The 23,775-nt window shown below is 63.4% G+C and carries 31 protein-coding genes and 1 pseudogene; 19 read left to right on the forward strand and 13 right to left on the reverse strand.

Going from position 1 to position 23,775, the window contains the following annotated elements; all coding sequences use genetic code 11:
- Positions 1-68: 68 nt before the first annotated feature.
- The 9 genes from ACIQ2A_RS11265 to ACIQ2A_RS11305 are packed head-to-tail and all read right to left on the reverse strand — an operon-like array spanning position 69 to position 8,958.
- A complete protein-coding gene (locus tag ACIQ2A_RS11265; protein WP_398478972.1) occupies positions 69-521 on the reverse strand; it encodes a hypothetical protein in 453 nt (150 codons plus the stop codon).
- Positions 522-574: 53 nt separating this feature from the next.
- Positions 575-1,576, reverse strand: coding sequence for a transporter (locus ACIQ2A_RS11270; protein ID WP_398478974.1), 1,002 nt, complete (start codon positions 1,574-1,576; stop codon positions 575-577).
- Positions 1,577-1,604: 28 nt separating this feature from the next.
- A complete protein-coding gene (locus tag ACIQ2A_RS11275; RefSeq protein WP_398478976.1) occupies positions 1,605-2,939 on the reverse strand; it encodes a DUF1214 domain-containing protein in 1,335 nt (444 codons plus the stop codon).
- 11 nt (positions 2,940-2,950) lie between these two features.
- Positions 2,951-3,892: an HlyD family secretion protein gene (locus ACIQ2A_RS11280; RefSeq protein WP_398478978.1), complete on the reverse strand. Its 942-nt coding sequence runs from the start codon at positions 3,890-3,892 to the stop codon at positions 2,951-2,953.
- The gene (locus tag ACIQ2A_RS11285; RefSeq protein ID WP_398478980.1) at positions 3,889-4,128 is read right to left on the reverse strand and encodes a DUF3302 domain-containing protein; all 240 of its coding nucleotides are present in this window, start codon (positions 4,126-4,128) and stop codon (positions 3,889-3,891) included. Before ACIQ2A_RS11285 ends, ACIQ2A_RS11280 begins: the two co-directional genes overlap by 4 nt.
- Positions 4,129-4,136: 8 nt before the next feature.
- The gene (locus ACIQ2A_RS11290) at positions 4,137-5,150 is read right to left on the reverse strand and encodes a DUF1254 domain-containing protein (RefSeq protein ID WP_398478982.1); all 1,014 of its coding nucleotides are present in this window, start codon (positions 5,148-5,150) and stop codon (positions 4,137-4,139) included.
- Between the two features lie 29 nt (positions 5,151-5,179).
- Positions 5,180-6,199: an HAD family hydrolase gene (locus tag ACIQ2A_RS11295; protein WP_398478984.1), complete on the reverse strand. Its 1,020-nt coding sequence runs from the start codon at positions 6,197-6,199 to the stop codon at positions 5,180-5,182.
- A gap of 51 nt (positions 6,200-6,250) precedes the next feature.
- Positions 6,251-8,038, reverse strand: a complete 1,788-nt coding sequence (locus ACIQ2A_RS11300; RefSeq protein ID WP_398478986.1) for an arylsulfatase — start codon at positions 8,036-8,038, stop codon at positions 6,251-6,253.
- Positions 8,038-8,958: a formylglycine-generating enzyme family protein gene (locus ACIQ2A_RS11305; RefSeq protein WP_398479064.1), complete on the reverse strand. Its 921-nt coding sequence runs from the start codon at positions 8,956-8,958 to the stop codon at positions 8,038-8,040. Before ACIQ2A_RS11305 ends, ACIQ2A_RS11300 begins: the two co-directional genes overlap by 1 nt.
- Positions 8,959-9,681: 723 nt before the next feature.
- On the opposite strand from ACIQ2A_RS11305, the gene ACIQ2A_RS11310 reads away from it, so the two are divergent.
- The 13 genes from ACIQ2A_RS11310 (at position 9,682) to ACIQ2A_RS11370 (ending at position 18,421) form a co-directional block, all read left to right on the forward strand.
- Positions 9,682-9,846 (forward strand): Flp family type IVb pilin, encoded by a 165-nt coding sequence (locus ACIQ2A_RS11310; protein ID WP_398478988.1) that lies wholly within the window; start codon positions 9,682-9,684, stop codon positions 9,844-9,846.
- Positions 9,847-10,047: 201 nt separating this feature from the next.
- Positions 10,048-10,323 carry a DUF3551 domain-containing protein gene (locus tag ACIQ2A_RS11315; protein ID WP_398478990.1) on the forward strand — a complete coding sequence of 92 codons (276 nt, stop codon included), beginning with the start codon at positions 10,048-10,050 and terminating at the stop codon, positions 10,321-10,323.
- A 29-nt stretch (positions 10,324-10,352) separates the two neighbouring features.
- Entirely contained in the window at positions 10,353-10,652 is a 300-nt protein-coding gene (locus tag ACIQ2A_RS11320) for a DUF3551 domain-containing protein (protein ID WP_398478992.1), read from the forward strand.
- 314 nt (positions 10,653-10,966) lie between these two features.
- A complete protein-coding gene (locus ACIQ2A_RS11325) occupies positions 10,967-11,119 on the forward strand; it encodes a hypothetical protein (protein ID WP_398478994.1) in 153 nt (50 codons plus the stop codon).
- A 34-nt stretch (positions 11,120-11,153) separates the two neighbouring features.
- The gene (locus tag ACIQ2A_RS11330; protein WP_398478996.1) at positions 11,154-11,867 is read left to right on the forward strand and encodes a hypothetical protein; all 714 of its coding nucleotides are present in this window, start codon (positions 11,154-11,156) and stop codon (positions 11,865-11,867) included.
- A complete protein-coding gene (locus ACIQ2A_RS11335; protein ID WP_398479067.1) occupies positions 11,836-13,110 on the forward strand; it encodes a DNA-packaging protein in 1,275 nt (424 codons plus the stop codon). The genes ACIQ2A_RS11330 and ACIQ2A_RS11335 overlap by 32 nt, the downstream gene beginning before the upstream one ends.
- A gap of 133 nt (positions 13,111-13,243) precedes the next feature.
- Positions 13,244-14,419 (forward strand): phage portal protein, encoded by a 1,176-nt coding sequence (locus tag ACIQ2A_RS11340; protein WP_398479069.1) that lies wholly within the window; start codon positions 13,244-13,246, stop codon positions 14,417-14,419.
- A gap of 9 nt (positions 14,420-14,428) precedes the next feature.
- On the forward strand, positions 14,429-15,085 hold the full coding sequence (locus ACIQ2A_RS11345; protein ID WP_398478998.1) for a metallophosphoesterase: 657 nt from the start codon (positions 14,429-14,431) through the stop codon (positions 15,083-15,085).
- Between the two features lie 114 nt (positions 15,086-15,199).
- Positions 15,200-15,424 (forward strand): hypothetical protein, encoded by a 225-nt coding sequence (locus tag ACIQ2A_RS11350; RefSeq protein ID WP_398479071.1) that lies wholly within the window; start codon positions 15,200-15,202, stop codon positions 15,422-15,424.
- 22 nt (positions 15,425-15,446) lie between these two features.
- Entirely contained in the window at positions 15,447-15,614 is a 168-nt protein-coding gene (locus ACIQ2A_RS11355) for a hypothetical protein (RefSeq protein WP_398479000.1), read from the forward strand.
- Between the two features lie 94 nt (positions 15,615-15,708).
- Positions 15,709-16,365, forward strand: coding sequence for an HK97 family phage prohead protease (locus ACIQ2A_RS11360; protein WP_398479002.1), 657 nt, complete (start codon positions 15,709-15,711; stop codon positions 16,363-16,365).
- A 181-nt stretch (positions 16,366-16,546) separates the two neighbouring features.
- Positions 16,547-17,002: a hypothetical protein gene (locus ACIQ2A_RS11365; RefSeq protein ID WP_398479004.1), complete on the forward strand. Its 456-nt coding sequence runs from the start codon at positions 16,547-16,549 to the stop codon at positions 17,000-17,002.
- 165 nt (positions 17,003-17,167) lie between these two features.
- Entirely contained in the window at positions 17,168-18,421 is a 1,254-nt protein-coding gene (locus ACIQ2A_RS11370) for a phage major capsid protein (RefSeq protein WP_398479006.1), read from the forward strand.
- 46 nt (positions 18,422-18,467) lie between these two features.
- On the opposite strand, the gene ACIQ2A_RS11375 is transcribed toward ACIQ2A_RS11370, so the two are convergent.
- Entirely contained in the window at positions 18,468-18,806 is a 339-nt protein-coding gene (locus ACIQ2A_RS11375; protein WP_398479008.1) for a hypothetical protein, read from the reverse strand.
- Positions 18,807-18,851: 45 nt separating this feature from the next.
- Here ACIQ2A_RS11375 and ACIQ2A_RS11380 point away from each other — a divergent pair, with 45 nt between their 5' ends.
- Positions 18,852-19,799, forward strand: a complete 948-nt coding sequence (locus tag ACIQ2A_RS11380; protein ID WP_398479010.1) for a hypothetical protein — start codon at positions 18,852-18,854, stop codon at positions 19,797-19,799.
- Positions 19,796-20,167: a DUF2019 domain-containing protein gene (locus ACIQ2A_RS11385; RefSeq protein ID WP_398479012.1), complete on the forward strand. Its 372-nt coding sequence runs from the start codon at positions 19,796-19,798 to the stop codon at positions 20,165-20,167. Before ACIQ2A_RS11380 ends, ACIQ2A_RS11385 begins: the two co-directional genes overlap by 4 nt.
- A 28-nt stretch (positions 20,168-20,195) precedes the next feature.
- Here the strand turns inward: ACIQ2A_RS11385 and ACIQ2A_RS11390 are convergent, their stop codons facing one another.
- From ACIQ2A_RS11390 to ACIQ2A_RS11400, 3 genes are all read right to left on the reverse strand, one after another.
- Entirely contained in the window at positions 20,196-20,408 is a 213-nt protein-coding gene (locus ACIQ2A_RS11390; RefSeq protein ID WP_398479017.1) for a hypothetical protein, read from the reverse strand.
- Positions 20,409-20,518: 110 nt separating this feature from the next.
- Positions 20,519-20,836 carry a hypothetical protein gene (locus ACIQ2A_RS11395; RefSeq protein WP_398479019.1) on the reverse strand — a complete coding sequence of 106 codons (318 nt, stop codon included), beginning with the start codon at positions 20,834-20,836 and terminating at the stop codon, positions 20,519-20,521.
- Positions 20,837-21,012: 176 nt separating this feature from the next.
- Positions 21,013-21,783 (reverse strand): S1 family peptidase, encoded by a 771-nt coding sequence (locus tag ACIQ2A_RS11400; RefSeq protein WP_398479021.1) that lies wholly within the window; start codon positions 21,781-21,783, stop codon positions 21,013-21,015.
- A 72-nt stretch (positions 21,784-21,855) separates the two neighbouring features.
- Between ACIQ2A_RS11400 and ACIQ2A_RS11405 the strand changes: the two genes are divergently transcribed.
- The 4 genes and pseudogenes from ACIQ2A_RS11405 to ACIQ2A_RS11420 all read left to right on the forward strand — a co-directional run bounded on the left by ACIQ2A_RS11405 (position 21,856) and on the right by ACIQ2A_RS11420 (position 23,765).
- A complete protein-coding gene (locus ACIQ2A_RS11405) occupies positions 21,856-22,416 on the forward strand; it encodes a head-tail connector protein (protein ID WP_398479022.1) in 561 nt (186 codons plus the stop codon).
- Positions 22,417-22,430: 14 nt separating this feature from the next.
- Positions 22,431-22,733, forward strand: coding sequence for a head-tail adaptor protein (locus tag ACIQ2A_RS11410; RefSeq protein ID WP_398479024.1), 303 nt, complete (start codon positions 22,431-22,433; stop codon positions 22,731-22,733).
- Between the two features lie 15 nt (positions 22,734-22,748).
- Positions 22,749-23,150, forward strand: a pseudogene (locus tag ACIQ2A_RS11415) (DUF3168 domain-containing protein); the annotation flags it as partial.
- A 90-nt stretch (positions 23,151-23,240) separates the two neighbouring features.
- A complete protein-coding gene (locus tag ACIQ2A_RS11420; RefSeq protein ID WP_398479073.1) occupies positions 23,241-23,765 on the forward strand; it encodes a 3TM-type holin in 525 nt (174 codons plus the stop codon).
- Positions 23,766-23,775: the final 10 nt, after the last annotated feature.

A 23,775-nucleotide genomic window follows, 5' to 3' on the forward strand; every position in this document is an offset into this window, starting at 1 on the left:
CACCACAAGCGCTGGCGGCGATGGGTATCGCTTCGCTCAACCCATCCTACGAAACAGCGAAACACGGTCTATCGCGGGCACGCGTCCCAGAATCCCTGCGTCTTGCTCGCATCGGTGTAGTACCAGCAATAGCCCGGCGCCGGTGGTGGGCCGGCCCAGGCGGCGGCGGTCGCGGCACTGGCAAAGCCGATGGCAGCACCGGCTGCGACGGCTCCACCCACCGGCCACCAGTAGTTGCCCGGCCTGACCCAGCGTGTGCCGCCACCGTGCCAGCCCGGTCGCACCACGGCGGCGCCACGCACGGCGGTGCGGCTGTGATAGACGCCGCCGCGCGGACCGACGACGGTGCGCCGACGCACGGCACCGCCGCGGCGATAGGCGACTTCGGCGACAACATTTTCCTGCATGACGATATCGCTCGCGCGCGGGGCGACTGTCAGCGGCGCGGCCGCGGCATCGATGGTGGCAAGTGATGCAAGGACGATCGCAGTCGCGACGCTCAGTGTGACATGTGATTTCATCTCGTTTGCTCCCTGGTTTGAACTGCTGTTGCTTTCATTCTTCGCGGAGGCATCTATTTTCGATGTAAGCGGGGCGGCGCTGGCGTGTGCTCCGGTGCTTTTGGCGACAGCGCAAAAGTGAGCCAGGTGTTGAATCCCTCCGGCCGGTTCTGTGCTGCGAATTCGCCGTAAGCCTTGATGTTCAGATAGCCCTGCATGTCGCCGACGGGAAACAGGAAGCCGATCTGCGGACCGATGCCGGCCACGCGCGAGCGAAAGCCGCCAAGCGCTGCAGGCGCGCCAAAATCATCGGTGATCTGCTGGAAATAGTAGCCGACAAGGCCGAGTTGCACCTGCTTGGTGATGAAGTGCGAGGCGCCCCAATCGAGATGGACGTCGATGCCGTTCTGATACTGCGTCGATGTGTTCTTGAAATTGTAGGTCATGCCGGCGACGGCGGAGAATTCGTTGCCGGTGTGCGGATTGAAATAGGTGTAGCCGCCGCCGAAATCGATGGCGCCGTGGCCGATGCCGAGATTGGCGAGCCGGTTGGAATCATAGTCGCCGACCGGAATGTCGCCCATGCCATAGGCGATGATGTTGTGCACCCCCATATTCCACTTCAGCGCCACCTGCGCGATGACATCGCCATAGGAGGTGAGATCCTGCGAGCGGTTGACGGCGATGGTGTTGCCGAGCGGACCGGTGAGCGACAGATCGGCGGAGGCATGATTGCGGCCAGCGATGCCGAGCACGCTGACTGACGCCTGGGCGCCGAGTATGGGCGTGGCGAAGACATAGGTCGGGCCATAGGCGACGAGATCACCGCGACCGCTGATGCCCACATCGACGCGACCGCCGCGCGGAAACTGCTGGCCCGCGCCGGAGGCGACGCTGGTGTGAATATAGATGGTTGCCCATGACCAGCCAGGCGTGACAGGTGTGGCGGCGAGGCTTCCGAACTGGCCGGGCAACCAGAAGCTCAATCCGCCTTCATCTGCCGCCGCGGGCTTGCTGCTGGTAAAGCACAGGAGCAGGCCGAGTCCTGCTGCGCCCCAAATGTTTGTTCTTGTCATGCCGTCCCCTCCATTTTCATCGGGTGCGCTATTGCTGCTTCACCAGCGGCGGCGGGAAATAGGTGCCGTTGGCGACGCCATCGAGTGGTCCGTAAAAGCGGAAGGTGAGGCGATAGGCCGAGCCGCGCAGTGTGGGCAGCCAGTTGCCGTCCGGTGCATTGGCGGGCTTGTCGGCGGCGAAGTACAAAGTCAGCGAGCCGTCGCTGCTGGTTTCGGGCCTGGTTTCGCGATTGAGCAGATAGCGCTGCTTCGGATTGGGCAGCACGCGGAAATGCGTCGTGTCCACCGCGATGACCGACCAGAAATATCTGGCGAAGGATTGCGGGAGCTGGTCCTTCGGGAAGGTGATGCTGTAGCTGTTATCGCCGGATAGTGTTGCGCCGGCGCCGTCCACGCTGGCGCGATAATACAGCACCTCGGGCATGATATTGGCCCAGATGCCCCCGTAATTGACGAGGCTGCGTGTGACATAGTCGATGTCATAGGTGCCGACCACGGCAGGGCGGGCCCAGCCATTAACGACAACACCGTGGCCGATCGGCGGACCGTATCGGCCGAAATCGGGGTGGGCCTTTTCGCGGACCACTGTCGCAAGACGTTCGCGGATCGCAGGATCCCTGATCGCCTGCTGGATTGCACGCGCATTGGCTGCGTAGGAGTCGAGACCGGGATTGAGATCGGGTTCGCTGCTCAATGCGACATCGGCGGAGTCGAAGGCTTCGACGCCCGGAAGCTTCTCCAAATCGAATGCTGGGGTCACGGGAATGGCGGGGAGGCGGGGCGTGCCTGTCGCGTGCATGGTGAATTGACGCTGCAGGCGGACGGCCTCGTTCCAGTCATCACCGAGTTCGACACGCAGCAGAACGCGCGAATATTTGACGGGGAAATCGACACGCTTGGTGCTTTGCGGCAGATCGACCTTCGCACCACGCAGGCAGATGGCGAAATCGCCGTCGGGTTTGCTGGGGAACAGGCGTTCGCTGAGGTTGGCGAGGGTCTCGCCCCAGCCATTCAGGAACTGCACCGTGTAATAGCGCCCAGTGATCTTCGGCACCGTCACGATGGTGCAGCTTGTCTCATCCGCTGCGACCCAGGCTTCGGAATAGGCGACGTCGAGATTGGGATTGGGCCAGTCGACCGCGCCGGGCTTGCGGTGGACGAGTTCGTTCCACTTGAAACCGTCCTTGAAATCGAGCTGCTGCTGCCGCAGCATCAGCAGGCGCGCAAACAGATAGATCCAGGCATCGGAGACATCCTGATCGGTGATCGGCTTGCCTTGCGCCTGCGCGGCCGATGTGGAGGTGAGGGCGCCGATGGCGATCGACAGCGCCGTCAACCATGAAGCCGTTCGGAAAAATCCCACAACGCGCCTCCTCAGAATGGAATCACATAGTTCAGGATCGCGATCTGCCGGAGCAGGACGCGGCGGATGACATGGCTGGCTTTGACGTGATCGGTGAAGATCGCCGCCGTGCCGGTGGCGCCGGCAGGCAGCGTGTTGGCGAAAACGCTGTCGTCGAGTGCGATGCGCGCAATGAAGGGTACGGTGGCGATGGTCTTCGGCATCACGGCTTCGCCCGAGACCTGTGTCTGGCCGGTCGCCACGGCTTGCAGCACGCTCTCGACCTTGCCAGTGACGACGCGGCCGGGCACGAATTTGAAGGCGATCTCGACGCTCTGGCCGGGCGCGACATAGCGTGCGTCGATCTGGGCGATCTCGACAGCAACGCTGGTGGTGGATGTGTCGATGAAGGCCATCGCTGGGGCGACCGGCAGATTGCCGACACGGGCGCCGCTGCGCAGGGCGACATTGGTGACATAGCCATCGGCGGGTGCGCGCACGGTGGCCTTGTCGAGATTCCAGCGCGCATTGTCGAGCTGCGCCTGCAACTGATCGACTTCGGATTGCCGCTGTTCCACATCGAAAGCGCGGCCGGCATCGCGCTCATAGAGCGTGGCCATCTGGGTGAGGCGGGTGGTGGAAAGCTTGAGCTGCGCTTCGATCGCCTTCACCTGTGCCGCGTAAGGCAGCGGATCGATCCTGAACAGGACATCGCCATGCTTGAGGGCGGTGTTGGGCGCGACCGGCACATCGACGACTTCGCCGGCCACATTGGGCACGATGGCGACGGCGTTGCGGAACACGATGGCATGGCCTTGCGGCGCGCCCCAGCCCATGGGAATGAACAGCAGCAGGTTGAGCAGCAACAGCACGATGAAGGGCGATGCCTTCCAGAACGTGTTGAAGCGGATGGCGCCGAGCCACACCAGCGAGAACAGCAGCGCCAGATAAAGGGCCATGAGCGCGATCATCATGGCCGCTGCTCCCGGCGTTTGGGCGCATCGACATAGGCCCAGATCATCGCCAGCGGCCACAGCGCGAAGCCGAAGATCAGCGTCACCCATCCGGCGACGCTGACGGCCTCGGCCCATGGATGATGGCGCCGCCGGGCCACGTGGCCAGGCGTCGATCCCAGCAGCCAGATCACGAGCACGATCACCGCGATCAGGATGATCAGCACGGCCCAGGCAAAAAGATCGAGACCGCTCATGATGGCTTTCAACTTGCAGGTTTGGCGGCCGGGAATGTCCAGCTGCCGTCGAGAATCTCGCGCCGGGGCCGATACAGGCGGGTCATGTAGTTCCAGCCCTTCATGATCGGCAGGCAGTTTGCCGCCTTTTCACCGCAGCCGCCGAACTGCACGGTGATCGCACCGTCATTGTCCTTCTGCGCCGTGATGTTGTTCAGCGTGTAGGCATTGGCTGGATTGGCTTCGTAATAGCCGTCGGCATTGTAGACGCTGACCGACCAGAACCCATCGACGGGCACATCGCCGATCTTCAGCGTGTAGGGTGTCTGCCCGTCATTCTTGTCGGGCACGGTGGTGAGATAGATGGCGTCCCGCGGTGCATTGGCGCCCCAGGCCGATGCCGTGCCGATCAGATGCTGGATCGGATCGACCTCGCTTTTGCTGCCAAAGGCGCGGCGGGTATCGGAGACGGTGCTGGCAAGCACGAGCAACGCGTCGCGCACTTTCTTCAGGCTCGCTTTGTCCCAGTTCGGAACTGCGAATGTGCCGGGGCCGCCCGGCTGCGCGGTGACGATGGCATCCTGCAAGGCATGGACGCGCTTGACGTCGTCGGGATCGTTGGGGTCTAGCAGTGTGCGGATGCCGACGATGGCATAGCGGGTGCCGAGTTTCGCTTTGTCCACGACATGCGGGCCGCGGCCATAGGCGGTGGTGGTGTAGTGATCCTCGTCGATGACCTGCACGGACATATAGCGCTTGCCGGCATCGGGCAGGGTGATGGTGACCGGGCCGGCATCGAGATCGAACACGCCGGACGAATACAGCGTGTCGCGATTGCCGCGGATCACGCTCTGGTGGTCGATGGGGAACGGCGCGCGGTTGTGATGAAATCTTCCGAAGCCGCCGTCGCGCACGGAATTGGCGAAGTAGGTGTCGGTCTCGGCGCGGATGAAATTATCCACGGTGACGGGGACGGTCGGTTGCGCATGGGCTTGCGAGATCGTCGAGGCGAGCAGGAGAGCGGCGATGGCGATGGTCTTCATGATGATCTCCTCCCTTGATGCTGTGGCCGCTATGGTTCGAAGGCGAACACCTTGCGCCAGTCGCGTTTCATGTCGACGATGGTCCAGCCTTTAGCTGTTGCCTCGTCCCACGCCTTGTCGAGCTGTCCGATTTTCGAGGAGCGGTCATAGGCGTATTCGCGGGTGCTGTCGGTGTGGTGCACGATGCCGGCGAAGCGGGCGCCGGGGCCGGCCATCACATATTGCAGCATCTGGTGGTCGCCGTCGGAATTGCCAAAGGCGAGGATGGGACGGCGGCCGATGAAGCGGTTGATGCCGACAGGTTTGCCGGGGCCGTCATCGACGAATTCGATTTTGGGCTGCTTGACGAGTTGGGGCGTGCCGTCGGCGCCGAGCTCGAAACTCACCACGCCGGAGGAGCCGACCACCTGTTCGGGCGGAATGCCATAGGTCGTCTCGGCAAAGACGCGCATGAATTCGACGCCGCCGCCGGAGACGATGAAGGTCTTGAATTGATGGGCGCGGAGATAAGCGAGCAGTTCGATTTGCGGCTGATAGGCGAGCTTGTCGTAGGATTGCCGGAAGCGCGGGTGGCGCGCGGTGGCGAGCCAGTCGGCGACGGTCTTGGCGAAGGCTTCGGTGGTCATGCCGGCATGGCTGACGGCGAGGAGCTCGGCGATGCCTTTTTCGCCGGTGTCTGCAATCGCCTTGGCGTCGCCCTCGACCACGCCTTTATAGGGCTGCGTCTTTTTCCATTCGGGATGCTGAGGCGCGAGTGCCTTGATGCGATCGAGGGCGAAGACGGCCTGGACATAGACGGGCTGTTCGGCCCAGAGCGTGCCGTCATTGTCGAACACGGCGATGCGCGCGGCGGTCGGCACATGGTCCGGTCCGCCGTCGCGCGTCACGCGGGCGACGAAATCGAGAATGGCCTGTTTCGCCGCACCGTCATTCCATGATGGCAAAGGATCGGATTGCGCACGCGCGTCGGTGGCGATGCAGACCAGCATCACCAAAACGACAACGGCGAGACGTCGCGCGCAGGATAACAGCGTAATCATGACCACCATCCGCTTGTCTTCGGTGGTCCCCGGCCCATCGATGGGCCGGGGACGCGGTCGTCAGCGATTTTGCATCTGTTCGCGGATGATCCGGTTGAGGCCGCCGCGCACCCGGTCGAGATCGACGCCTTCGGTGAGGGCGCGTTTCTGTTTGATGCCGTCCATCACGCCCTCCATGATATTGGCGGGGTTGAAGCTCGGCGGGAACGAGCGCGGCGGAAAGTCCTTGAAGCTCACCACGAATTCGGAGACCTCGTCGAACATGCCGTAGGCCTGTCCGGCGTGATTGACGAAATAGTCCCAATAGGTGTTCGAGGTGATGTCCGCGCGCTCGAACGGATCCTGCATCAGGTTGAACGTCTTCTGCATGCGCAGCGTGGTCAGCGGCTCCGCCCAGACGCCCATCGTGCCCTGCAGGCGCTGTTCCGAGAACACGTATTTGTAGTCGCCGGACCGGAAGCCGACCAACAGTCCGTCATCGTCGGTATAGAAGAACTTTGTGCGGGCGCTCCTGGTGCCGTTATTGTTCGCAGCACTGCCGTTCACATTGCGCAGGAAGGCCGACTGGTCGTAGCCGTCGAGATGGACCTTGTAGGTGATGCCGTTGGCCGTGTAGCCGGCCTTCAGCTTGTTGACGATATCCGGCTCGCCGGCGATGGAGGCGAGTGTCGGAATCCAGTCATTGTGGCTCATGAGCTGGTTGGTCACCGTGCCCGGCTGGATCACGCCGGGCCAGCGCACCAGGCAGGGGACGCGGAAGGCGCCTTCCCAATTGGTGTTCTTCTCGCTGCGAAACCAGGTCATGGCGCCGTCGGGCCAGGTGTTCATATGCGGGCCGTTGTCGGTGGAATAGACGACGATGGTGTCATTCGCGATGCCCATCTCGTCGAGCGACTTCAGCAGGGCGCCGACCGTATCGTCATGCTCGATCATGCCGTCGATATATTCGCTGTCGCCATGCGGATAGCGGCCGCGATGGCCGGAGCGGACATGGGTGCGCAGATGCATGCGCGTGGAGTTGAACCAGACGAAGAACGGCTTGCCTGCCGACTGTTGCCGCTTCATGTAGTCGATGGCGGCGGCCGAGGTTTCGTCGTCGATGGTTTCCATACGCTTCTTCGTCAGCGCGCCGGTGTCCTCGATGGTCTGCTTGCCGATCTTGCCGAAGCGCTGATCGACTGTCGGATCGTCGCGATCCGAGGCCTTGCAGCGCAGGACGCCGCGCGGACCGAACTTGGCGCGATAGGCAGGATCCTTGGGATAATCCGGCAGCTCCGGCTCTTCTTCGGCATTCAGGTGATAGAGATTGCCGAAGAATTCGTCGAAGCCGTTTACCGTGGGCAAGGACTCATTGCGATCGCCCACATGGTTCTTGCCGAACTGGCCGGTGGCATAGCCGAGATTTTTCATCAGCCCGCCGATGGATGGATCGAGCTGGCTCATGCCCATGGGGGCGCCGGGGAAGCCGACCTTGGTGAGGCCGGTACGGATGCCGTGCTGTCCCGTCAGGAAGGCCGCGCGGCCTGCGGTGCAGGACTGTTCGCCGTAATAGTGCTGAAACTTGATGCCCTCGCGGGCGATGCGATCGATATTCGGCGTCTCGTAACCCATCAGCCCATTGGAATAGGCACTGATATTGGTGATGCCGATATCGTCGCCCCAGATGACGAGAATGTTCGGCTTGCGGCCTGATGCAGATGCAGGCGGTGGGGTCGGCGGCGGCGCTGCTGCGGGTGCAGGTGCAGCCTTTTGTGATTGCGCGAAGGCGCTGGTGGCCGCGGCGACGAGCGCCGTACCGCCGAGAAGGATGCTGCGACGGTCGGGAAGCGGCTGCTTGTTGTCACTCATCACTGACTCCCATTTCTAAGGACGCATCTGAAACCGACATGACTGGTGGACGTGTCGACAGGCTCGGCATGGCGTGCCGCTGGGCGATAGCGCCGGCAGTAATTCGGCGCGCACAGATGCGAGCCGCCTTTCAGAACCTTTCGTGGAATGCGGATGGCGGGCTGGCAGAGGTCGTAGCTTGCGGCCTCCGGGCCGCCGCGCGGGTTTTGTGGAATGCAGCACGGCTTGGCGGCATCGGCCGCGTGACGCGCCGACCAGAAGTCCGATGTCCATTCCCAGACATTGCCGATCATGTCGTACACGCCATAGCCATTGGGCGGGAAGGCCGTCACCGGCGAGGTGCGCGCAAAGCCGTCCTCGACGTCATTGGTGAGCGGGAAATTGCCTTGCCAGATGTTTGCCATGTGGCGTCCGTCCGGCGTGAGCGTATCGCCCCAGGCGAACTCCGCGTCATCCAGCCCGCCGCGTGCGGCGAATTCCCATTCGGCTTCGGTGGGCAGCTCCTTGCCGGCCCAGGTCGCATAAGCGAGCGCATCGGCATAGGAGACATGGACCACAGGATGGTCGTCGCAATCCGCGATGTTGCTTTTCGGGCCGTAGGGGCGGCGCCAGTTTGCGCCTTTCATGAAGCGCCACCACTGGCGCCAGTCACTGTGGTTCCCGATACGCGCCGGCGGCGTGAAGACAAGCGATCCCGCATACAACATGTAAGGCAGTGCGCCCGGATAGTCGCTGATGTCGGGAATGATCTGTGCCGTGGTGATGTAGCCGGTCGCGTTGACGAAGATCTTGAAGTCGCGATTGGTGACGGGCGTGCGATCGATCCAGAAGCCATCCACCGAAACGCGATGCGATGGCGCTTCTTCGGGATAGTGATGGTCGGAGCCCATACGGAAGGTGCCGCCGTCGATCCGGATCATGCCGGCAGGCGCCGCTTTCCCGCTCACATCCGAATCTGTGCGCAAAGCAGGCTGATCGGAGCGCTGCAACGGTCGAACGGATTCCTCTCTCATCTCGATCAATCCCTGTTGCTGTCGCGATCGATGCGACAGACAAGCGTGATCGTTCCGACGCATCAGCGTCGGTCGGGGCGAACGGAATTGGCACCGCTGAAAAGCCGGTGGAGCTGAACGTCAGTTCGGCCGTTCTGGCCAAACGAGGCGCGTTGATGTCGCGCTCTCGCACTCCGCGACGCTGACGCGCGCGGGGGATGGCAGATTTCCTGCCATGGAGAGTTTCAGCAGATCACGTCAATGAAACACGCTGGCACGAATTCGATCATCAAAGGTAGCCAGTCACTGATGAAGCTAGTCGCGCTCAAATTGCTTGGCAACAACTTTCGGTCGTGCGCTGCACGCGTGCAAGTCGTTTCAAAAGTGACGCGATATGGATGCGATCAATCCGATACTACACATAGGATACACGATGCATATACGACGCGATGTCATCGCGTCGTCGTGTTGTGCGATCGCATCGAGATATCGCCATCGAGGCGTGGGCTCAGGGCATCGTAGATAGTTACCACATCATTAATTCATAATTGATGCTGTTCATGAACTTGACCGCAACTTCTGGCGGGTAAGGTGCAACCATTGCTGGGGACGGTGACGGAAGAATTTCGGCATCGGAGCGAGGAGGCAGAAGTGCTGCGTTTGATTTCGAACTTTGCAAAAGATGAGTCCGGCGCGACCGCCATCGAATATGCGCTGATCGCCTGCGGCATCAGCCTGGCGATCATCGCTGCCGTGCAGGGGCTCGGCACCACGCTCAACGGCCGCTATGCCGCCGTCAACACGTCATTGAAATAGGACAGGCGAGGGCAATCCGGTTCCGGCATCGTTCGGGACGTTTGGCTGCCGCATCGCCGTGTCGTCATCGCTCCGTGATCCTGCAAAAGACGTGGCTGTCTTGCCGGAACGCAATGTCGTGAACGTTCTATCCGTCGCGATGACGCTGCCTATATGATCTTGCGCGGGCATTCGCCCGCGCATTTTCATATGGGGCACATCATGACCTTGCATTTGCGACTAGCGGCGTTAGCCGGCCTGGCCTCCGCATCTTTTCTCTTTGCTGCACCGACGCCGGTATTGGCTAACGGTGCGCAATATTGCATCGCCCAGAGCGGCGCCAACGGCTCCGGCTCCTATGTGGGTAACTGCATTTATTCCACATATGAGCAATGCAGCGTTGCTGCGGTCGGATCGCGTGGCAATTGCGTTGGGAATGTCGAATATCGCGGCGATTCCGCCGCATCGCCAGCGCCGGGAAATCGTCGTAGGCGGTGAGAGACGCGCGCAGCACGGCAAGGATAGGCATGACAACGAGCCGGTTTTCAGTTCTCTCTCTCGCAGCATTGGCTGTGACACTCGTGGCATGTGTTCAGACCCCTGCGGATGCGCGCCCGTCGAAAGGCGCGCGCTCCGGCATTCCACCTTACTGCGTGCTGATCACCGGGCCGCGCGGGTGGCCGCTGCCGCAGATCTGCGAGTTCTTCGACTATCGGCAATGCCTGCAGGCCGCAGCCGACATGCGCGGCAATTGCGTGATCAATATCGATTATCCCTACGAGATCAGGAGCGCGCCGGGCGCCAACTGGTCGAAGCCGCCGCGCTGACGCAACCCGCTGAGGTTGCTTCAGGATCGGTGGATTGAGAGAATTATATCCGATCTAAGATTTTATGCCTTGACAGCGTTGCGCTGCCCGGATAGGTTTACGGCATGCTCCACAACTGGGTTCCGAAACGGGCGGTTATCGCCCGGGCTCGAACCGGCCGAGTGTCCTCCACAACCTGATATCGCTGCGCGTCGGAACATCACTTCCGATGACGCGTTGCTTTTCGACAGGGCGCCTGTGCGCGCCCATCTCATGCGGTGCCTGAAGGTGCCCGACGGTGATGCATTTCATCTCACCAGAAAAGCGAGGACGCCATGGCAGTGAAACAGAATGGACAGATCATTGAATCCGCGACCGAGGCACGCCAGGCCGAGCCTGGGCCGTCGGTGCTCGCGCTGCTGTCGATGAGTACCGGGCTTGCGGTGATCATTCTTGCGATCGTTTGGTTTGTGTTCTTCCGGACGTGACGTGAGCATCTAAGGTCACAAGCGAGTTTTCATCATGGACGACACGACAAGCGCCCGCCCGGCAGACCAGCCGGAGCGGGCTTCTGCTTTAGGTGACGACGGCGAGATCGACCCGGATATTGCCGAAGCGCGCAAGCGCGCCGGCATTGCCTTGCGCCAGATGACTGTTGCTTCCACCATGGTCTATGCCGGGGTGGGCGTGCGTGCGTCGGAACGTGCGAAGCAACCGGGCGCGAAGAAGGGGACGACCGCAAGACCGCGTACACGATCGACGGCGGAACCGGCCGCAGCGGCGGCGCCCGAGCCCGCGCCGCCTGACGCATCGCCCGTTTCAACAACGGCTGCGGAGGCCGTACGGCCATCGCGCAAGCGATTGCGGACGCATTCGCAATTCATCCTGCGGATCTCCGAGACGATCGCCGGCCAGCTCGATGCCATCGACGCCATCACCCGCGATCCCAAGCGCGGCGAGGGCGGCCCCGGCGAGGCCGAGCGCCATGCGCGCACCGTGGCGGCGCTTGCGCGCGTGTCGGCCGAGTTGCGCAAGGAACTGGAAGCCGACAGGCGGAGACGCGCCGATGACGACGACAGCGCCCGCGATGCCGGCCACTCCCGCGACGCCGATCGCCCCCGCGATCTCGACGAACTCCGTGAGCGCCTTTCTCGACGTCTGGAAGAACGGCACCGAAGCGGACCGGCTGTATCTGTGGGAGACGATGCTGCCGGGGGAGATCGACTTTCTGACTGACGATTGCTGGCAGCTGTTCGCGCATCCGCATCAATTGCCGCCGCGTGTCGCGACAAGTGGCGCGCCGTGGCTGACCTGGCTTTTGATCGGCGGCCGCGGCGCCGGCAAGACACGTGCCGGGGCCGAATGGGTGCGCGCGCAGGCGCTGGGCCAGCGGCCTTTTGCAGAGCGTGCCGCCGGTCGCATCGCGCTGGTGGGCGAAACCGAACATGATGTGCGCGAGGTGATGATCGAGGGCGTGTCGGGCATTCTCGGCGTGCATCCGCGCCATCAGCGACCGCTCTGGACGCCGTCGCGGAAGCGGCTGGAATGGCCGAATGGCGCAATTGCCGAGGTGTTTTCGGCGGAGGATCCGGAGAGTTTGCGCGGGCCGCAGTTTCATTGTGCGTGGTCGGACGAGATGGCGAAGTGGCGACAGGCGGAAGCGGCCTTCGACATGCTGCAATTCGGATTGCGGCTCGGCCAGCAGCCACGCCAGCTGATCACGACGACGGCGCGGCCGAGTGCATGGCTGAAGCGCCTGCTCGCCGATCCCGCCACCGCGGTGACGCGGGCGGCGACGGCGGCCAATGCGTTTCACCTGGCGCCGACATTCTTGAAGAATGTGATGGCGCGCTATGCCGGCACGCGGCTGGGGCGGCAGGAGCTGGATGGCGAGATCATCGAGGACCGGCCGGATGCGCTGTGGTCGCGGGCGCTGCTGGAACAGTGTCGCGTGGATGCGGCACCCGACCTGCAGCGCATCGTCGTGGCGATCGATCCACCGGCGTCATCGACCAAGCGCGCCGATGCCTGCGGCATCGTGGCGGCGGGGCTGGCGAAGAGCGGCATCGTCTATGTGCTCGCCGACGACAGCGTGAACGGCGCGACGCCGACGCTCTGGGCGAGCAAGGCGATCGCGCTGTGGCGCCGGCTCGAGGCGGATGCGCTGGTGGTGGAGGTCAATCAGGGCGGCGATATGGTGCGCACGGTGATCGACGGTATCGAAGCCGGCCTGCCGGTGAGGCCGGTGCGCGCCACCCGCGGCAAGTGGACGCGCGCCGAGCCGGTGGCCGCACTCTATGAGCAGGGCCGGGTCAAACATGTGGGTGCCTATCCCGAGCTCGAAGACGAGATGTGCGACTTTGCGAGTTCGGGATTGTCGAACGGAAGATCGCCGGATCGATTGGATGCGCTGGTCTGGGCGGTGGCCTCGCTGACGCCCGGACGGCGCGGGGATGGGCCGCGGATCAGGACGCTGTGATCTTCCACTGTCATCGCCGGCTTGACCGGGCGATCCAGTCGACACTCTCCCATTCGACGTCAACGCGATGCCTGCGTCTCCCGGATCACCCGCTTTCACGGGTGATGACAGTCAAAGAATATGGAACATGCCGATGTTCGAACGCCTGAAAGCCTATCTCGCAACGCCGGAGACGAAGGCGTCGCGCACGGCGAAACTGCTCGCGTTTCAGTATGAGGGGCGGGCGCGGTGGACGTCGAAGGACTACGCTTCGCTGGCGCGCGAAGGTTACATCGCCAATGCCATCGTGCATCGCGCGGTGCGGCTGATCGCGGAGAACGCCGCGGCGTGTCGCTTCATCGTGTTCGATGGCGCCGACGAGCGCGAGGCGCATCCGCTGGCGCAGCTTTTGACGCGGCCCAATCCGCGGCAGGATGGCAGCGTGTTCTTCGAGGCGCTCTATGCGCATCTTTTGCTGGCCGGCAATGCCTATATCGAATCCGTGACGCTGGATGAGCGCGTGCGCGAACTCTATGCGCTGCGGCCGGATCGCATGAAGCTGATCGCGGGCAGCGATGGCTGGGCCGAGGCCTATGAGTACAATGTCAATGGCCGCAGCCTGCGCTTCGACCAGGCCGCGGCCAAGGTGCCGCCGATCCTGCATCTGACCTTCTTTCATCCGCTCGACGATCACTATGGCCTGGCGCCCATCGACGCCGCGGCGACGGCGCTCGACACGCACAATGCCTCGGCCAAATGGAACAAGGCGCTGCTCGACAACGCGGCGCGGCCGTCCGGCGCGCTGGTCTATGCCGGCTCGGACAATACGGTGCTGTCGGATACGCAATTCGACCGGCTGAAGCGCGAGCTGGAGAACAATTACCAGGGCGCGATCAATGCCGGCCGGCCGCTGCTGCTGGAAGGCGGGCTCGACTGGAAGCCGATGGCGCTGACGCCGAAGGATATGGATTTCCTCGACGCCCGCCACACCGCCGCGCGCGAAATCGCGCTGGCCTTCGGCGTGCCGCCGATGCTGCTCGGCATTCCCGGCGACAATACGTTTGCGAATTTCGCCGAGGCCAATCGCGTGTTCTTCCGCCAGACCGTGTTGCCGCTGGCCACGCGCACCGGCAATGCGCTGGCGCAGTGGCTGGCTGGCGAATATGGCCAGGGCATGCGCGTCGAGATCGACACCGACCGCGTGGATGCGCTGGCGGGCGATCGCGTCGCGCTGTGGGACCGGGTGAACGCCGCGGCGTTCCTGACGCTGAACGAGAAGCGCGAAGCCGTGGGCTACGCGCCGGTGGAGGGCGGGGACAGGTTGGGGTAGGATCGCCACATGCCGCTCACTTACGTCATCCCCGATCTCCACGGTCGCCGTGATCTGCTCGATCTTGCGCTGGCGCGCATCGATGCGCACGCCGCCGGCGCCGCGGCGACGCTGGTGGTGCTCGGGGACTACGTTGACAAGGGGCCGGACACACGCGGCGTGATCGCGCGGCTGCGGGCAGGGATGCCGGCGCCGTGGCGGACCGCGGTGCTGAAGGGCAATCACGATGCGCTGATGGTGGCCGCGCTGCGCGGCGAGATCGCCATGGATGAGTGGCTGGAAAAGGGCGGCGATACCGCGCTTGCCTCTTACGGCGGTGATGCCGCCGACGTGCCGGTGCACGATATCGCCTGGCTCGACGGGCGGCCGTTGTTCTACGAGGATATGCATCGGGTCTATGTGCATGCCGGCGTCGATCCCGCACGGCCCTTGCGCAAGCAGGATCCGATGGTGCTGCTGACCAAGCGCTATGCCGATGACGACGACTGCGGCCTCGGCCCCAAGCATGTGGTGCATGGCCATGATCGCCATGCCGACGGGCCGCTGCTGCTGCACAACCGCAGCAATCTCGACACCAATGCCTGGGCCACCGGGCGGCTGGTGGTCGGCGTGTTCGACGACGATGTGCCGGGTGGACCGGTGGAGCTGATCGAGATCGCGCTTTAAGCGACGATATCGCGCCGCCGCCAAGGCGGCGTCTTTTCTGACAACTGGACGACGTAAGCACGCTGCCTCTCACGGGGCCGGCGTGCCTGCGGCCGAGTGTACATCATGACCGTGATCTCCGACCTGATCGACACGTTTCTCACCCGCGGCGATCTCGCGCATCTGGCGCTGTTCCTGTGGGCGTCGGTGGCGAGCCTGGCGGCGCTGTTCGCGCTGCGCGAACTGGCCGGTGCGTCGCGGCGGTTCGATGAATTCGTGCGGCAGCTCGCGCTGTTCAATCGCCGCGTTCGGCGGCGCGGGCGCAAGGCTGACGAAGAATCTCACAGCGATCGCGAATGATCGCGCTTCAAGGAGTGCGATGATGGACAGTTTGCATGACGTGCTGCGCTCGATCCGGCCGGAGACGAAGGCGGCGAAGGATCATCTGACGGTGTTCCGCGAATTCCTGGCGCATCTCGATGCGCTGCAACGCCAGGCGCCGCATGCGCATGCGCCGATGCGGCGGAAGGCGGCACGGCGCGGGAAGTAATTTCTTTCCCTCCCCACCACGCACGGCTTCGCCGCGCACGAGGGGAGAGAGTCCTCCAACACCGACATTGTTACTACATTCCCCGAGGCCGCCCATGCTTGCGCCCGCGCTTCCGCCTGCACGTCTGGCACTGACGCCGGACGGGCTCATCGAGGGCTATGCCTCGCTGTTCGGCGCCGTCGACCAGGCGCGCGACATGGTGATGCCAGGCGCCTTCAAGCTGACGCTGCAGCAGCGCGGGCTGCGCCGCATTCCGATGCTGTTCCAGCACGATCCCTCGGAGCCGATCGGCATCTGGCTGGAGCTGCGCGAGGATTTTCGCGGACTGTGGGCCCGCGGCAAACTGATCCCTGAAGTCACGCGGGCGCGCGAGCTTTACGCGCTGCTCAAAGCGGGCGCGGTGGATGGCCTGTCGATCGGCTATCGCACCCGGCACGGCGCCATCGATTCGAAGACGCGGATTCGTCGGTTGCATCAGGTCGATCTCTGGGAGATCTCGCTGGTCACCTTCCCGCTGCTGGACGGCGCCCGCGTCGATGCGGTGAAGCAGTCGCGTCTGCGCACGGCGGCCGAGCGGGAATGGCAGCAGCTTATCGGTTCGGGTCAGATCTCTTCAGGCGACGGCGCGGACGCACCGCCGCCGCCTGCACGGCGCGGGAGGGTGGTGGCTTGCTCACTGCACTCCCGCGCCGCTCGGAAAGCGGCGCTGCGCGGCGTGAGCGCGAGTCTTGCGTTCGGAGCACAGCGATGACGCATCATGCTCATAACGGACCAGCACCTCTGCAGGCGCGCCATCTGCGACCAGACACCAGAGGGATTATCCGTTCGGATGCAGCACACGTATCGGCGCCAGCCACAATCCGCACCGAGATGTTGACTCTGTTCGTCTCCTGCGCAGACTCGTGCTGCTGCAGACAGAGCAGGGCTCCGATATGGATATCGATGCGGGCGTCAGGCAACAGCGAGACTGGCAGCTTCTTCATGATGCCATCACCGGCGTCCTTGATCTGTATGGCGTGAAAGATCCTCTCAGACGAGGCGACTACTGGCTGCTCGATGAAAACTGGGGACGATACTCTCAGCAGCTCGAATTTCAGAGTCTCGATCTGTTTGACGGGCTCATCCTCAATGCCCTGCAGGACCTGTTACGCCCGTTTCCTGAATGGTACATCACGATACGGGTCGACGTTGTCGGCAAGGAAGACCAGTGGCCGGGGATGGGCGTCATCATCTATCGCGACCGCATGATTGACGATCTGAACCGCGATTGTCTTCCGGCAAGATTTCGTGACGTTGTGTTCGGCGAAACGCAGGCTGCCGAAACAGAACGGGCGGCCGAGCGCGTCAGACATTTGATGGCTCTGACCCAGCAGAAGCGACGTCGCTAACGTTCAACGCTGGTGCCCGATGCGGTCGGCGCCGAAGCGCATGATCCACGCGGTGATGCGCTCGGTGCGTGACGCTTCTATTCATTCCGCAAGCGATATCGTCCCCCCGCGGCGGAGCGTTCGCGCGCGCATTTTCGACGTATGTTGTTCAAACCGGAGACCATCATGAACTTCGATCTCACTGATACCGCCCCCGAACACAAGGCCGGCTTTGCCGCGCCGCGCGAAGACTTCGACGATCTGCGCCAGACCTTCGAGGACTTCAAGACGGCCAATGACGAGCGCCTGGCGCGCATCGAGCACAAGCGCGGCGATGTGCTGCTGGAGCAGAAGGTCGATCGCATCAATGCCGCGCTTGATGCGCAGCAGCGGCGGCTCGATGATATCGTGCTGCGCGGTGCGCGGCCTGGTATCGGCGGCACACGGGCGCAGCGCGACAGCGGTGCGCGCGAGCACAAGAGTGCCTTCGATGCCTATGTGCGTTCCGGCGATGTGGAGGCGCTGCGGGCGCTCGAGACCAAGGCGATGTCGGTGGGCAGCAATCCCGATGGCGGGCACTTGGTGCCGCCCGAACTTGAACGCACCATCGGCCAGCGGCTGATGGCGATCTCGCCGATCCGCAGCATCGCGTCGGTGCGTGAGATTTCGAGCAGCGTCTACAAGAAGCCGTTCATGACGGCGGGGCCGGCAACGGGCTGGGTCGGCGAGACCGATGCGCGGCCGCAGACGGCATCGCCGACGCTGGATGCGCTGTCGTTTCCGGCCATGGAGCTCTATGCGATGCCGGCGGCGACTGCGACGCTGCTGGATGACAGCGCGGTCGACCTCGACCAGTGGATCGCCTCCGAGGTCGAGCTCGTCTTCGCCATGCAGGAGGGCGCGGCCTTTGTCGGCGGCGACGGCGTCAACAAGCCGAAGGGCTTTCTGAATTACACGACGGTGGCGAATGCGTCCTGGAGCTGGGGTAATCTCGGCTATCTCGCTTCCGGTGCGGCCGGTGCCTTTGCGGCATCCAATCCGTCCGACACACTGGTCGATCTGATCTATGCGCTGAAGGCCGGCTATCGCCAGAACGGCTCCTTCGTGATGAATCGCAAGACCCAGGCGACCATCCGCAAATTCAAGGACTCGACCGGCGCCTATCTGTGGCAACCGCCGGCACAGAGCGGCGGCCGCGCCACGCTGATGACCTTTCCGGTCGTGGAGGCGGAGGACATGCCGGATGTCGCGGCGAATTCGCTGGCAGTGGCATTCGGCGATTTCCAGCGCGGCTATCTGATCGTGGACCGCGTCGGCGTGCGGGTGCTTCGCGATCCCTACAGTGCCAAGCCGTATGTGCTGTTCTACACGACCAAGCGCGTCGGCGGCGGCGTGCAGGACTTTGATGCGATCAAGCTGCTGAAGATGGCGGCAAGCTGAGGGATCGCGGTGGCGTGGGCGATGTATGTCGCTCACGCCTGGTTACTCAGCAATAGGTGAAATAGTTGCAGCCGAATTGCGGCCGGCCGATCAGCAGCTCCTGCGGCGCGCCGTAGTGGCTGTAATAGTAGGACACCTGCGGCGGGCCGAAATAGCGGTGGACCTGCAAAGGTACCCCGCCTTTTGGTGCAGGTGAGTAAGAGGTGATCTTGTCCCACGCCGGGGATTGGACCTCAAGGAAACGCCCGCGACCAGAAAGTGGCGCGGGCTCTACTACTGCGCCGTAGCCTCGGCGCGAATAGCCGCCGAGATCGGCGGCCGCTGCCGGTAACGTCAAGGTTGCTGCGATGCAGGCAAAGACGAGTGGGCGCAGCATCACGATCATTCCCTCTGACAGGCCCTTTCGCGCACGAGCGCGATGACGAGGCATATGGAATGCATCATTGTCAGAAAAAGCTTGCGCGGAGCTGATCTGGCTGTGTGCGGGCGTGCCATTATTTCTTTTCGCTTTCCACTACTCACTCGCATGGGTGCGCGCATGAATGCCTGGTTGCAGCAACAGCAACGTCGGTTCATGCGTCCGGATGGAGGGCGATATCTGCGACCAAATGTAGCGCGCTATCTCGCGCCTGAGAGAAAGTGGGACGGGCAGCCGCGCATCGAAGCGGGCGAAGAGGGGGGCGGGCAGTTTACATTTGGCGCGCAGGACGGAGAAGCGCAGTCAAACGATGGCCAGACCCGCGTTTACATCCCTACACCAAGGGATAACGGTGCCGAGGGGGAGGGCGCCGGCGGCGGTGGTAGCAACGGCCTGGATGATTTTTTCATTGCGGCCAGCGCATCTTCGGGGTACCCGCGCAACGGTGGTCCCTCGTGGGAGGATCCACCAGAAATTCCCGAGATTAAGCCGCCGACAAGCTCCGACCGAACCGCATTCGCGCGACGGGCGGCTAAATGGATCAGCGCCGCATTGAGGGCGGGGGCAGCCATTCCTGCGGCTCTATTCATCGGTGCGTTGAACGGAACTGAATGGCTTGAGTATTACAACTCGTCGATCGAGAGCTATCGCGATCCGCCGCGAACTCTTGAAGAACTGCAGGCCGGCGTAGGCCGAGGAAGACCTGGATACGATGACCACCATATCATCGAGCAGACGGCGGCGCAGCGATGGGGGCTGACTCGAAGCGAGATCAACGACAAATCGAACATTGTTAGCATTCCCCGCTTGAAGCATTATCAGATTACGGGTTGGTTCCAGAAAGCCAACCCGGACTTTGGAGGTCTTTCACCAAGGCAATACTTAAGCGATAAAGGCATAGCCGAACGCCGCGCCATCGGTCTCCGCGCTCTCAAGCTCTACGAGGTATTGAAGCCATGAAGCGGCTGTCGGTAAATCAGATGACTTCAGCCGAGCTGATCGAAAGGTTCGTCGAAGTTACCATCGGCCAGGATGAAGCTGAATTGCGTGGACAGATCGCGAAGTACAATCGCCTGTTCAAAATAATGATGGATGTCACGAACGAGCTGAAGAGCCGAAGTGGGGATCAGAGAACCGAGCTTTTAACGCTATATGACCACGCGAACTTACACGTCCGAGTACAGGTGGCCAAATTGACGCTCGCAGTCGCGCCGAAAGAAGCGAGAGCTTTGTTGGAGGTATTGGCGGCTTCGGGGCGGCTTCCCTATTCCGCTGACGCCGGGATGTGTCTATGGAATCTTGATCGCGGTGTATTCAAGCCCACGTGACTTTCTCGAATGGCGCTTGCGATTGCTGTCACTCCCCCTTCAGCACAAACTTCTTTCGCAACTCCACCGCCACATCATCCGCCATCTTCTGCGCATAGGTTGCGTGTTTCGGGGCGGTGATGACCATCGCGCGCCAGCCGAGCACGGGGTCGGGGCGGACGGAGACATAGACGCCGCCCACGACGATGCGCTGGGCGATCATCTCTTCCAGTTCGGCTTCGGTCTTTTCTTGGCGGCCCAAGTGGCTTTCCTCCCGGCGGTGAAAGCTACTTCCTCATATGGTGACGTGTTTCGGATCCGGCTGTTCACAAATCGGCGAGGCGGAGGTCATTCCGCCGCAGGCTGCCGCAGTTAGCAATAGCCATACCAGCCGCAGCCATAGGGCGCGCGGCTGAAGATCGTCTCCGGCTTGGTGCCGTAATAGGAGCGATAATAATACGAATTCGGCTTGCCGTAATAGCCATGCACGATGGAGGGAATGTCCACCTCCGGGGCATATGTGACGATCGGTTCCTCGACCGGCTTTTCCTTCTCCGCCACCACCACGCGGCGGGTTTTGGCCGCCGGTTCGGCGAACACGGCGCCAAGGCGGCTATGGCCGGCGAGATCGGCGGCGTCGGCCGTGGCGCTGCCGAAGGTGAGGAACAGGATGAAGGCGAGATTGCGCATGATTCGCAAAGGATAGCGGAGAAGCTTTCACAAAGATTAACGAGGGGTTGCGTGCACCTTTCTGTCGTGACCCGGGTAAGCGGGTAACCCAGTCGACACCCCTGTCACGGTTGAGACCGAATGGTTGTCGTTGACTGGATCGCCCCGTCGAGCGGGGCGATGACAGCCAAGGGCTGTTAAAGCCCCGCGCCCCAGGTCTTCGCGGTCTGCAAAATCCAGTCGCGATACAGCGTCAGCGGGGTCACGCCGGTGAGGCCGCCGCAGCCCGCGGTGTTTTTGGCGCCGGTGGACCAGGAGATCACGCCGATCACGACGCTGCGGCCGTTCTGCTGCTGCAGCACGGGGCCGCCGCTGTCGCCGGTGCAGGCCCCCAGGCCCGGGCGCTCGTTGTTGGTGGCGGGGTCGAGTAGGCGGATCTGCAACTTGCCGGGATGGCTGGTGGAGACGAGGGCGGCCGCGCGCACCGTGCCGCCGCTCTTGCCATCGCCGCGCGCGGCGACGCCGATGCCGGCCACGGTGTAGCTCTGGCCGGCCTCGAACGGCTCGGTGGGAATGCCGAGCGGCAGCGCGGTCTTGCCGGGCAGCGGTTCGGTAAGCTGCAGCAGCGCGATATCGGCACTGGCGCGATGCGCCTTGATGCCCTGCGCATTGAATTGCGGATGATCGGCGACGCGCTTCACCGCGATCAGCTGCGGCTGCCGCTGCGCATCATATTGCACGATCTTGTAGCTGGCGCCGGGCGTCACGCAATGCGCGGCGGAGAGCACCAGCGTCGGCGCGATCAGCGCGCCCGAACAGAAATTGCCGCGCGAGCCGACAATGGTGAGCACACTGCGCCCGAGCGCATCACTGCTTGCGGGCGCGCCGCCGACCAGCGCATGCGCGGGAGATGCGAAGAGTGACAACACGAGAGTGGTGAGCGCAAGCGCGCGACCTGTCTGAATCATGGCGGGATGTCACCGCCGCGCCACCCCGATGTCAATGCACCGATTTGTCCCATCACATATGCCGAGGGCTGCATGGCCGCGATCTTGCTGACACCGCCGGTGATCGAGCCGCTGACGCTGATCGAGGCGAAGGCGTTCTTGCGCGTCGAACATGAGGATGACGATGACGTCATCGCCGCATTGATCGCGGCGGCGCGGGTTCGTGTCGAAGCGATGACACGGCGCGCGCTGCAGGCGCAGAGCTGGCGCTTCGTGCTGGATGCCTGGCCTCGGGATGGGCGGTTTTCACCACGCATCGGGCCGTTGCGGGAGCTGACGGCGGCGCGGGTGTTCGATGCCGATGGGGCGGCACGCGACATCGATGCGGAGAGTTTTGTCGTCGATGGTGCGGCGAATGTGATCGCGGCGCCGTGTTTCGCGGTGCCGGTGCCGGGGCGCGCGACGGCCGGTATCGCGCTCGATGTGCTGTGTGGCTATGGCGCTGATGCCGGCGATGTGCCGGCGGATCTGCGCCAGGCGGTGCGGCTGCTGCTGGCGCATTGGTATGACAATCGCGTGGCGACGGCGGATGGCGCGGCTGTTCCGGTCGGCGTCAGCGCATTGCTCGCGCCGTATCGGATGTTGGCGCTATGAAGAATCCGGGCCGGATGAAAACGCGTCTCGTGATCGAGGCGCCCGATGAGAGCGATGACGGGCAGGGCGGCGTGCTGCGCGGCTATCTGCCCGTGGCGACTGTCTGGGCGGCTGTCATGCCGGACAGCGTGCAGCATCGCAGCGAGGCCGATGCGGATGGCGCCGTGGTGCGATTGCGCATCGTGTTGCGCAGCGGATTGGCGTTGACGCTGCGGCATCGGCTGGTGGATGGCGGGCGGATCTATCGCATCACCGCGCTGAGCGAGAGCGCGGACCGGCGCTTCACCGAGATCCATGCGGACTATCGCATCACCTGATCGTGGGAGGGCATCATGCCTGCTGCCAATGTGGCGCTGCGCGCGGCGGTTCATGCGGCGCTGAAGGCTGATACGGCGCTCGCGGCCGTACTCGGCGGGGCGCGCGTGCATGACGAGGTGCCGCGCGATGCGGCGTTTCCTTATGTGACGCTGGGTGATGCCCGCCTCACCGATATCTCCACCGATGATGGCGATGTGCAGGAGCATCAGCTCGTGCTGCATGCGTGGTCGCGCCAGGGCGGGCACAGGGAGGCGCATGTCATTGCCGGCGCGCTGCTGCAGGCGCTCGACGATGCGCCGCTGAGCCCCGCGGGGCATCGGCTGATCAATCTACGCTTTGCCGTCGCCGATATCCGCCGCGAGAGCGATGGGCGCACCTATCACGCCGTGGTGCGCTTTCGCGCCGTCACTGAACCGCTGAGCTGCCGCTGTTCTCGCGGCATTCCGGAGGGCGTGATCATGGAATGGGGCGATCTTGCAAAGCAGGTGATCTCGCTGGGGGCGCCGATGCTCGGGACGGCGCTGGGCGGGCCGCTTGGCGGCATTGCCGGGGAGATTCTCGCCAAGACCGTCGGTGCGGCGACATCGACGCCGGCGAGCGTGCGGGCGGCGCTGCCTGCGGCCGATCCCAACAAGCTCGCGGAAGCCGAAGCGCGCTGGGCGGAGATGATCCGCGCCGAGGCGGAAACCCAGCGCGTCGCGATCGCCGAAACCCAGGCGACCATCCGCGCCGAACTCACCGGCGAGGACGCGCTGCAGCGCTGGTGGCGGCCGGCTTACGCGCTGGAATTGACGGTGGAGTGCGGGGCGCTGTGGGCCGTGCTGATGCATGAATTCTGGACCGGGGACATCCAGACCATCAATGCGCTGGTCAATGCCACGGCGCTGCTGGTGGCCTATTGGGGGTTCCGGTTCGGCGTGCTAGGCGTCTATATCAGCGGCCGCACCCGCGAAAAGGTCAGCGCGGTCACCGGGCAGGATGCGCCCGGGATGATCGAAAAGCTGGTCAAGGCGGTCGTGAAGAAAAAGTAATATCGGCAAG

The organism is Tardiphaga sp., from assembly GCF_044336785.1.
Taxonomy (GTDB): domain Bacteria; phylum Pseudomonadota; class Alphaproteobacteria; order Rhizobiales; family Xanthobacteraceae; genus Tardiphaga.